Origin of the sequence: Anaerobiospirillum sp. NML120449, assembly GCF_023051105.1 — a bacterium.
In the GTDB taxonomy this organism is placed as follows: Bacteria; Pseudomonadota; Gammaproteobacteria; order Enterobacterales; family Succinivibrionaceae; genus Anaerobiospirillum.
This window is the reverse complement of record NZ_JALKIL010000073.1, coordinates 1-8,045: the sequence shown is the minus strand read 5'-3', so window position 1 is coordinate 8,045 and position 8,045 is coordinate 1. Positions and strand designations below refer to the sequence as shown.

Sequence of the window (8,045 nt, the reverse complement as noted above, 5' to 3'; positions counted from 1 at the left end):
GCAAACTGACCGTAGCTGAGGCTGCATTACAGGTTAATCCTGTAGACTTTTTGAACTCAAATTTTTTTTTAGTAGCTCAAAAGGTCCAAGGCCCCATGCCTAATACAAAACATTGTCAGACTATATGGCAAATGTTTGTATGTGACGCTATAATTTAGCGGTGTTTACATATTTATATTTCCAGATTAGTTGTATCTATTTATTTACACTTTATTTATAGATATCATAATTTTCTTTATCGTGCAGGTGATGGTTTTCGTGCCGTTATGTTGGTGAGAACGAACAACCTTTGCATCTTTCCATGGACTTAAGGTCTGGCAAGGTGTAAACGTTTACGTGTGAGAGAGACAAAAATAAATGGCAGTTTACGTCAATACTAATGTCAGCTCCCTTAACGGACGCAGATATTTAAATAATGTACAGACTCAGCTGACCACTACGTACCAACGCCTGAGCTCAGGTATGAGAATCAACAGTGCGAAGGACGATGCGGCTGGTCTGCAGATTTCATCACGATTAACTACTCAGATTAACGGCCTTAATCAGGGTAACCGCAATGCCTCCGACGGTATTGCTCTTGCTCAGACTATCGAAGGCGCCATGGACGAAACTACTTCTATGCTGCAGAAGATTCGTACCCTGGCTGTTCAGGCTGCTAACGGCACTAACACTGCCGAAGACCGCGCTGCACTGAAGAAAGAGGCTGACGCTCTGGGCTTTGAAATCACCCGTATTGCTCAGCAGACCAAGTTCGGTGGCAAGACCGTGCTGGACGGTGCCAATGACACCTCCATCTACGGTAAAAATGGTAATAATAACGCCGATGCAGGCAAGCTGACCTTACAGGTTGGTGCCAATAAGGGCGACACCATTGAGTTCTCAGTCCAGACCACCATTATGTCAAAGCTGTTTGCAGGCGGTGGCGCTAACCCAGCACCTCCACCACCACCTCCTCCAGCACCAGGCGGTGGCGGTGCTGTCTGGCATAAGACCAATGGCTTTACCCTGGCTACTGCAGATGACGCCAGCAATCTTATCGCGGCTGTTGACGCCGCTATTGCCAAGGTTGACGGTCAGCGCGCCGACCTAGGTGCAATACAGAACAGGTTAGAGAGCTCAATCCGCAACCAGGCTAATGTTTCTGCCAACCAGGCAGATGCCCGCAGCCGTATTCGTGACGCCGACTTCGCCGAGGAGTCTGCCAACCTGAGCCAGCAGTCCATCATTCAGCAGGCTGCTACCTCCATGCTCATGCAGGCTAACACTCGCCCACAGCTGGGTCTGTCCCTGCTGGGCTAATCTGAATACAGATATCTGAATACCGATAATCGCTGGTCAGCACAGCTGACCTCTCAAGAGCCTGACTGCCTTGCAGTCAGGCTCTTTTCGTTTATGCGCCGCATAAGGGCTGTGTAGTGCTTATCTGGCAAGACACGGGTAATGCTCAGCAGTCTGTTCGTAGCGGCCTCAACGGGTCGATCATGCTGCAATGGGACTTTCTGTAAGAGTTTTTGTTTTCGCCCGGCATGGTGTTCTTTGCTGGCTATGAAGGTGATCGAATATGTTGCTTTTGTTCATATTCATGGAGGCGGCGATGATGCGTTGCGCACTGGTGTTCGGGGTTTTGTGAGGCCGGGCTTGAGCACGGCCTGCGTGCTCTATGGCGTGCAATTATTGTTATAAATCTGATATATATGCCAGTGCGTAGCGATTGTGCTTATGTGTCAACGGGCACGCAACTGCGGGCTTTTTGGGCCGTGCGGGCCATTGCCCTTAGCATGCCTGATTTTCTGGCCTGGCAGGTATTTTTGGCTGCTGCTGTTATAAATTTTCATGCATAAAGAGCATGATTCCGGTCTTTGTAAGCTGACATCCTTAAAATTTGCTGTTTATTGGTACGCAATTTTGGCTTAATAAGTTCAGATTTATGGACAGTCATGAAAACGCTTTCGTGCCTTTATAGATATCAGCACGTGGATTGAATCTGGACATTCTGATCAGTCAAAAAGCCGCTTATATATCAGACTGCAATCGTTTGCATATACTGGCTTGGCTGATAAAAATACGGATTCGTACTTTTGCTTTTGTGGCCTCTGTTCACTGTTTCGTAGAAAACGTGATCAATATCATAATTTTGCAAAGTAAATTAATGCAATCGTTGTCATTTGCGCAGTTGAAACTTTCTAACAATGGCTTAAACAGGCCCGGGGTCATACTCTAAGTAACCGTTTTCATGCCCATTTTTACCGTTTTTTCTCAAAATTTAATTTCTGATTAAAAATTGGAGAGGGATCGCAGTTTTTGAACGGACAAATCAATATCATGTAACCAACTTAAGGCCGAAGCGCAAATGAAGCTGCATTCGCGAGCTTTGCCCTGCCCGGTATCGAAGAATATCGAGCCTACCTGAATAAATTCAGGAACTTCACTGAATGCCTGCGCTGCGACTGTACTTTTTGACTGACACCAGGAAAGCTGTTGTTAACCTGATGATCAGAACAGTCAGTAAAGTACCTTAAGCTATTTTAGTTACCTGGAGGATCAAAGATCTATGAAGAAGTCTCTTACTGCTATTGCTGCCGCTGCCGTCTTAGCCGCCACCATGGGTACCGCTCAGGCTGAGGATGTCCTCGTTGGCTCCTGTATCTACAAGTTTGACGATACCTTTATGACCGGCGTTCGTAACAACATGCAGAAGGCCGCTGACAGCTTAGGCGCTGAGATTGAGTTAGTAGACTCCCAGAACCGTCAGCCAATGCAGAATGACCAGGTTGACACCTTCATCACCAAGGGTGTTAACGCTCTGGTTATCAACCCGGTAGACCGCTCCGCTGCCGGCCCTCTCGTAAACAAGGCCAAGGCTGCTGACCTGCCAATCGTCTTCATCAACCGTGAGCCAGAAAAGTCTGTTTTACAGAGCTGGGATAAGGCTTACTACGTTGGCGCAAAGGCTGAAGAGTCCGGCACCATTGGTGGTCAGTTAATCGCCGAGTACTTCAAGGCCCATCCAGAGGCTGACAAGAACGGTGACGGCAAGCTCCAGTACATCCTGATTAAGGGTGAGCAGGGCCACCAGGACGCTACCTTACGTTCTGAGTACTGCGTTAAGGCCATGAAGGAAGCCGGCCTCGACATCGTTGAGATTGGTTCCGACAACGCCAACTGGGACAAGGTTCAGGGCCACGACAAGATGAAGAACTTCATTACCTCTCTTGGTATTGAGGCCATCGAGGCCGTACTGGCCAACAACGACGACATGGCTTTAGGTGCTGTTGAGGCTCTGAAGTCTGAGGGTTACAACCTGGGTAAGGATGGCAAGGATCCTTCCAAGTTCATCCCTGTTGTAGGTGTTGACGCTACTGCTCCAGCCTTACAGGCCATTTCCAAGGGCCAGATGTTAGGCACTTCCTTAAACGACGCTGTTAACCAGGGTACCGCTGCTGTACGTATTGCCAATGAAGCTGCTCAGGGCAAGCCAGTTACCAGTGAGTCCATCGGCTACACCATCACTGATGGCAAGTATGTATGGATTCCTTACGTACGTGTTACCCAGGAAAACTACAAGGACTTCATGTAATCATCTGATTACTTAAGCCCGGTTTCAACAGCCCCCGAAGCTCTTGAGGGGGTCTGTAAACCCAAAAGCCCGGCAGCATTGCTGTCGGGCTTTTAAAGAGCACAAAAAAGCAGCCCTGAGGCTGCGCAATGTGTGTCTAATAAGCCGGCTCCTGCCAGCTTATAAATAAAGTGCTCAGGCTGACTTCCCCAGCATGAGTATTAAAGGTCCAAGACTGAGACCTGCCTGTCACCTGCTTAAATCCCGCATAAGAAATAAGCCGCAATCCCGCATCTGTTTGTAACCTGCCTGATATCTCAAATCCAGCTGTTTTCAATGCAGTTACGGCCCAAGTTGCGCCCTTTTTTCGCATGCAGACCTAATCAGGGGACTGCATTTATCTGTTCAGGGCATCAAAGTTATCAACGATGACACCAGATCTTGAACCTGTATAAGGTCAAGTCAAGGGGAGCAAGACCAGCACTTCCCAGGCGCAAGCCCGAAAGCGGCAAGCCCGCGCTCTTTGAGCTCAGGGCAAAGCTGTAAAGCGACCAGACTGCGGTTATCAGGGCATTGAATATGCCGTTGCGCCGCTGTTGAAGTCAACACACCTGCCAGTGTGATGGTCACCTGAAGATAAGGTTAGCTGTTTTCTGGTTCTGGCCTGACAAGCCGGACTTATCTGTTTTTACATGTCATTCACTGTCCTTTGCCTGAGCGGCCCCATCTATCTGGTCCCTGCCAGATAACGGAACCACCGGTCCCTGCAGGACTGACAGTTTCAGGTTAGGCAGCAGTCTGATAAGGCTGTGTGCAGTGATTAGCAATCATACAACAATAAGGTTAAAGGCGAGGCGGTAGTATTTATCGCAATCAGTTTGCAGCGCCCGGTAAGAGTTCATAAAGGACGCCTTCTCCCTGAGCAACTCTCAGGCAGAGGTCTGACCTGCTGCAATGCAGATGTCTGCAGTCTTTAAAGCTGTAGCAACTGACTTAATTAACTTTATTAAGCTATTTAACGTCCACTGTCTTCTGCTCTGATTCATCCCTCCCTCCTCGTTTTTTCCCTTTACTGAAGAAGGTGTACTCAAGGCTCAGGCCTGAAAGTATTCCTCTCTTATGCATGCAAAACGGCATTATCCTGTGACTGCACGTCTCCAAGGCGGTTTAAACGGTCAGAGGCCGTATGCCGCAGGTATGATGCCGACTGTAAAAGCAGCATGGCATATCTTAGATACTTCGATAAACAGATCTATGCAAAGCGTCAGACACGCTGAGTGTGCCTGATATCTGTGGTCACAGCTTTGAGGCACAGCAATAGCTGCTCATTAAGGCTTAAAACCTTGATGCTGCAGGGCAGTCAGAGGTTCATCACCCCCGACAGAGCTGATGCCGCAAGCTCTCAGTCTTACAGAAAGTGAGGATCATTTTTCATGAGTCAGTACGTCCTTGAGATGAACGACATTGTGAAGCGATTCCCTGGTGTATTGGCACTCGATCATGCCAATCTGAAGGTAAGACCGGGTACTGTTCACGCCCTTATGGGTGAGAACGGCGCCGGTAAATCAACGCTCATGAAATGTCTGTTTGGTCTGTATCATCCTGATGAGGGTACCATTCTCTACAATGGTAAGTCCATCAATGATATTCCTAACACCAAAGCTGCTCTGGCCATGGGTATCTCCATGATTCACCAGGAGCTCCACCCTATACGTTTCCGCTCAGTTATGGAAAACGTATGGATTGGACGCTTCCCAACCAAATTCGGTTTTGTGGATCACAAGGCCATGTACGATCAGACTGTAGAGCTCTTCAAGAGCATCGGTCTGGACGTAGATCCAAAAGAGCGTGCCGGTCTGGTTTCCGCCTCTAAACTCCAGCTTGTGGAAATCGCCCGAGCCATTTCCTATGATGCCAAAATCATCATCATGGACGAGCCTACCTCATCCCTGACTGAGAACGAAGTTGAGTATCTGTTCAAGATCATCAACAAGCTCAGAGATGAAGGCCGCTCCATCATCTACATCTCCCACAAGATGGAAGAGATTCTGCGCATCAGTGACGACGTAACCATCATGCGTGACGGCAAGTTCATCGGCACCTACCTGGCCAAGGAAATCGACCAGGACTTCATCATCCGCAAGATGGTGGGCCGTGACATGTCCAACCGCTTCCCTGTACGTGAAGACAAGCCATCAGAAGAAGTCGTTCTGGAGGTTAAGGACTTCACCGCAGCTGCACCGCGCTCCTTCGTTAACGTCAACTTCCAGCTGCACCGTGGCGAAATCCTCGGTATCGGTGGTCTGGTAGGCGCTCAGCGTACCGAACTGGTAGAAACCATTTTCGGACTGCGTGCACTTAACCACGGTCAGATTTTCAAGAACGGACAGGAAATTCAGATCAAGTCTGTGCGTGATGCCAAGCGCAACGGTATCGCACTGCTTACTGAAGAGCGTCGTCAGAACGGTATTTTCGGTATTCTTTCCATTCTCGATAACACTCTGATTGCAGCTCAGCAGAGCTTTGCCAGGATGGGTATTCTCGACGATGACAAGCGTGTCCCTGCTGCACAAAGCTCCTGCCGCGAGTTACGAGTCAAGACACCGGATCTGCAGACCCCAATTAAGAATCTCTCCGGTGGTAACCAGCAGAAGGTTCTGATTGCCCGCTGGCTGCTGACCAACTCCGACATCATCATCTTCGATGAGCCTACCCGTGGTATTGACGTTGGCGCCAAATATGAAATCTACAGCCTCATGCTTGACCAGATCAAGCAGGGCAAGTCGATCATCATGATTTCCTCTGAAATGCCTGAACTGATGGGCATGTCAGACCGCATTATGGTTATGTGCGAAGGTCATGTCACCGGCTTTGTCGACAAGGAAAACTTCGACCAGGTAGAAATCATGCGTCTGGCTTCAAGCTTCAAGAAGTAGAGAGGAAACTATGGCAAATACAATTACTCAGAGCTCCTACTACAAGGCCCTTACCGGCGTTGGCGGAGCCGTGATCTTATTAGGCATTGCTCTTTACTTTGCCTCAATCAAGACCCTGTACGACTTACCTGTTATCATGATGCTGATCGGTGCCTGGATGACCATCCAGAACGGTTACCACGTCATGCGCCCAATAGCTCATGCTCCAGATATCGTTCTCAATGCCAGGACCCTTAACAATGTCCTGACCAACTACGCCATTATTATTGCGATGGTGGTACTCGTATTAATCATCTGCTTCCTGCAGCCTCGCTTCATGCAGATTCGAGTAGTTCTGGACATTATGACCCAGTCATCCACCAAGCTCATCATTGCTCTGGGTATCTGCTTTACCCTGATCATTGCTGGCTGTGACCTGTCTGCCGGTCGTATCGTTGGCCTCGCTGCCGTTATCTCCACCTCAATGCTGCAGACCGCTGACTACGGCAACCGCTTCTTCCCAGAGCTTGCCCAGCTGCCTTTATTCATCCCAATTCTGGTAGCAGTCTGTATCTGTATGATGTTCGGTGCCCTCAACGGCTTCCTGGTTGCCCAGTATGAAATGCATCCATTCATTGCAACTCTGGCTACTTCCGTAATTGTTTATGGCAGCTGCTCCCTGTACTTCGACCTGCCACCAAACAACTCCCAGCCAATCGGTGGTGTACGTCCTGACTTTGCAGCCTTAGGCCAGACCAAGTTCTTCCAGGGCGGTGGCTTCCCAGGTGTCTCCATTCTGATTCCTATTGCAGCTACCATCACCGTAATCATCTGGTTCGTACTCAACAAGACCGTATTTGGCAAGAACGTATACGCTCTGGGTGGTAACCGTGAGGCTGCCGTTGTAGCCGGTGTTAACGTATACGCTACCAACCTGTTCATCTTCGTTCTGGCTGCCGGTCTGTACGGTATTGCCGGTGTGCTCGAGGCTGCACGTACCGCTGGTGCTACCAACCAGTACGGTATGGGTTATGAGCTCGACGCCATCGCAGCCTGCGTAGTAGGTGGTGTATCCTTAATGGGTGGTATCGCAACCGTATCAGGCATTATCGCCGGTGTGTTCGTATTCACCATTATTACCTACGGTCTGCAGTTCATCTCCGTATCCCCAATGTGGCAGCAGGTTATCAAGGGCATCATTATTGCCACCGCCGTTGCTATCGATATGGGTAAGTACCGTAAGAAGAACTAATCTCAATATCCGGTCTGCAGCTGCTGCAATGCTGCACCAGTGCAGACAAAAAGGGCAGGCCCGCCTCAACACAAGGTCGCTGCCTGCCCTTTAAGATTAAACAGAACAGTACACTGACAAGTTTTCAGCCCCTGGCCGCACACACGCGGATGCAGCCTTAAGCGGCATGGCACAGACGATAAACCTTGTCTCAAATTAGCACCTCGCATGCATGAGGTGCACCAGGGCGTATCCCTTCACCGGGACACGCCTTTTTGCTTTTCAGGCGCACCACAATCCATAACCATTTTGAACCGGACCGCCTCCGCAACCCCAACCGGCC

The 8,045-nt window shown here is 49.3% G+C and carries 5 protein-coding genes; all 5 read left to right on the top strand.

Annotation, left to right across the window (positions count from 1 at the left end; translation table 11 throughout):
- Positions 1-357: 357 nt before the first annotated feature.
- The 5 genes from MXE41_RS12685 to mglC all read left to right on the top strand — a co-directional run bounded on the left by MXE41_RS12685 (position 358) and on the right by mglC (position 7,723).
- Positions 358-1,299 (top strand): flagellin, encoded by a 942-nt coding sequence (locus MXE41_RS12685; RefSeq protein WP_247100815.1) that lies wholly within the window; start codon positions 358-360, stop codon positions 1,297-1,299.
- 246 nt (positions 1,300-1,545) lie between these two features.
- Positions 1,546-1,683: a hypothetical protein gene (locus tag MXE41_RS12680; RefSeq protein ID WP_247100806.1), complete on the top strand. Its 138-nt coding sequence runs from the start codon at positions 1,546-1,548 to the stop codon at positions 1,681-1,683.
- 868 nt (positions 1,684-2,551) lie between these two features.
- Complete coding sequence (locus MXE41_RS12675) at positions 2,552-3,577, top strand: galactose ABC transporter substrate-binding protein (RefSeq protein ID WP_246979027.1); 1,026 nt, start codon at positions 2,552-2,554, stop codon at positions 3,575-3,577.
- A gap of 1,412 nt (positions 3,578-4,989) precedes the next feature.
- Positions 4,990-6,492 carry a sugar ABC transporter ATP-binding protein gene (locus MXE41_RS12670; protein WP_247100804.1) on the top strand — a complete coding sequence of 501 codons (1,503 nt, stop codon included), beginning with the start codon at positions 4,990-4,992 and terminating at the stop codon, positions 6,490-6,492.
- A 10-nt stretch (positions 6,493-6,502) separates the two neighbouring features.
- Positions 6,503-7,723, top strand: a complete 1,221-nt coding sequence (gene mglC / locus MXE41_RS12665) for a beta-methylgalactoside transporter permease (RefSeq protein WP_247100802.1) — start codon at positions 6,503-6,505, stop codon at positions 7,721-7,723.
- Positions 7,724-8,045: the final 322 nt, after the last annotated feature.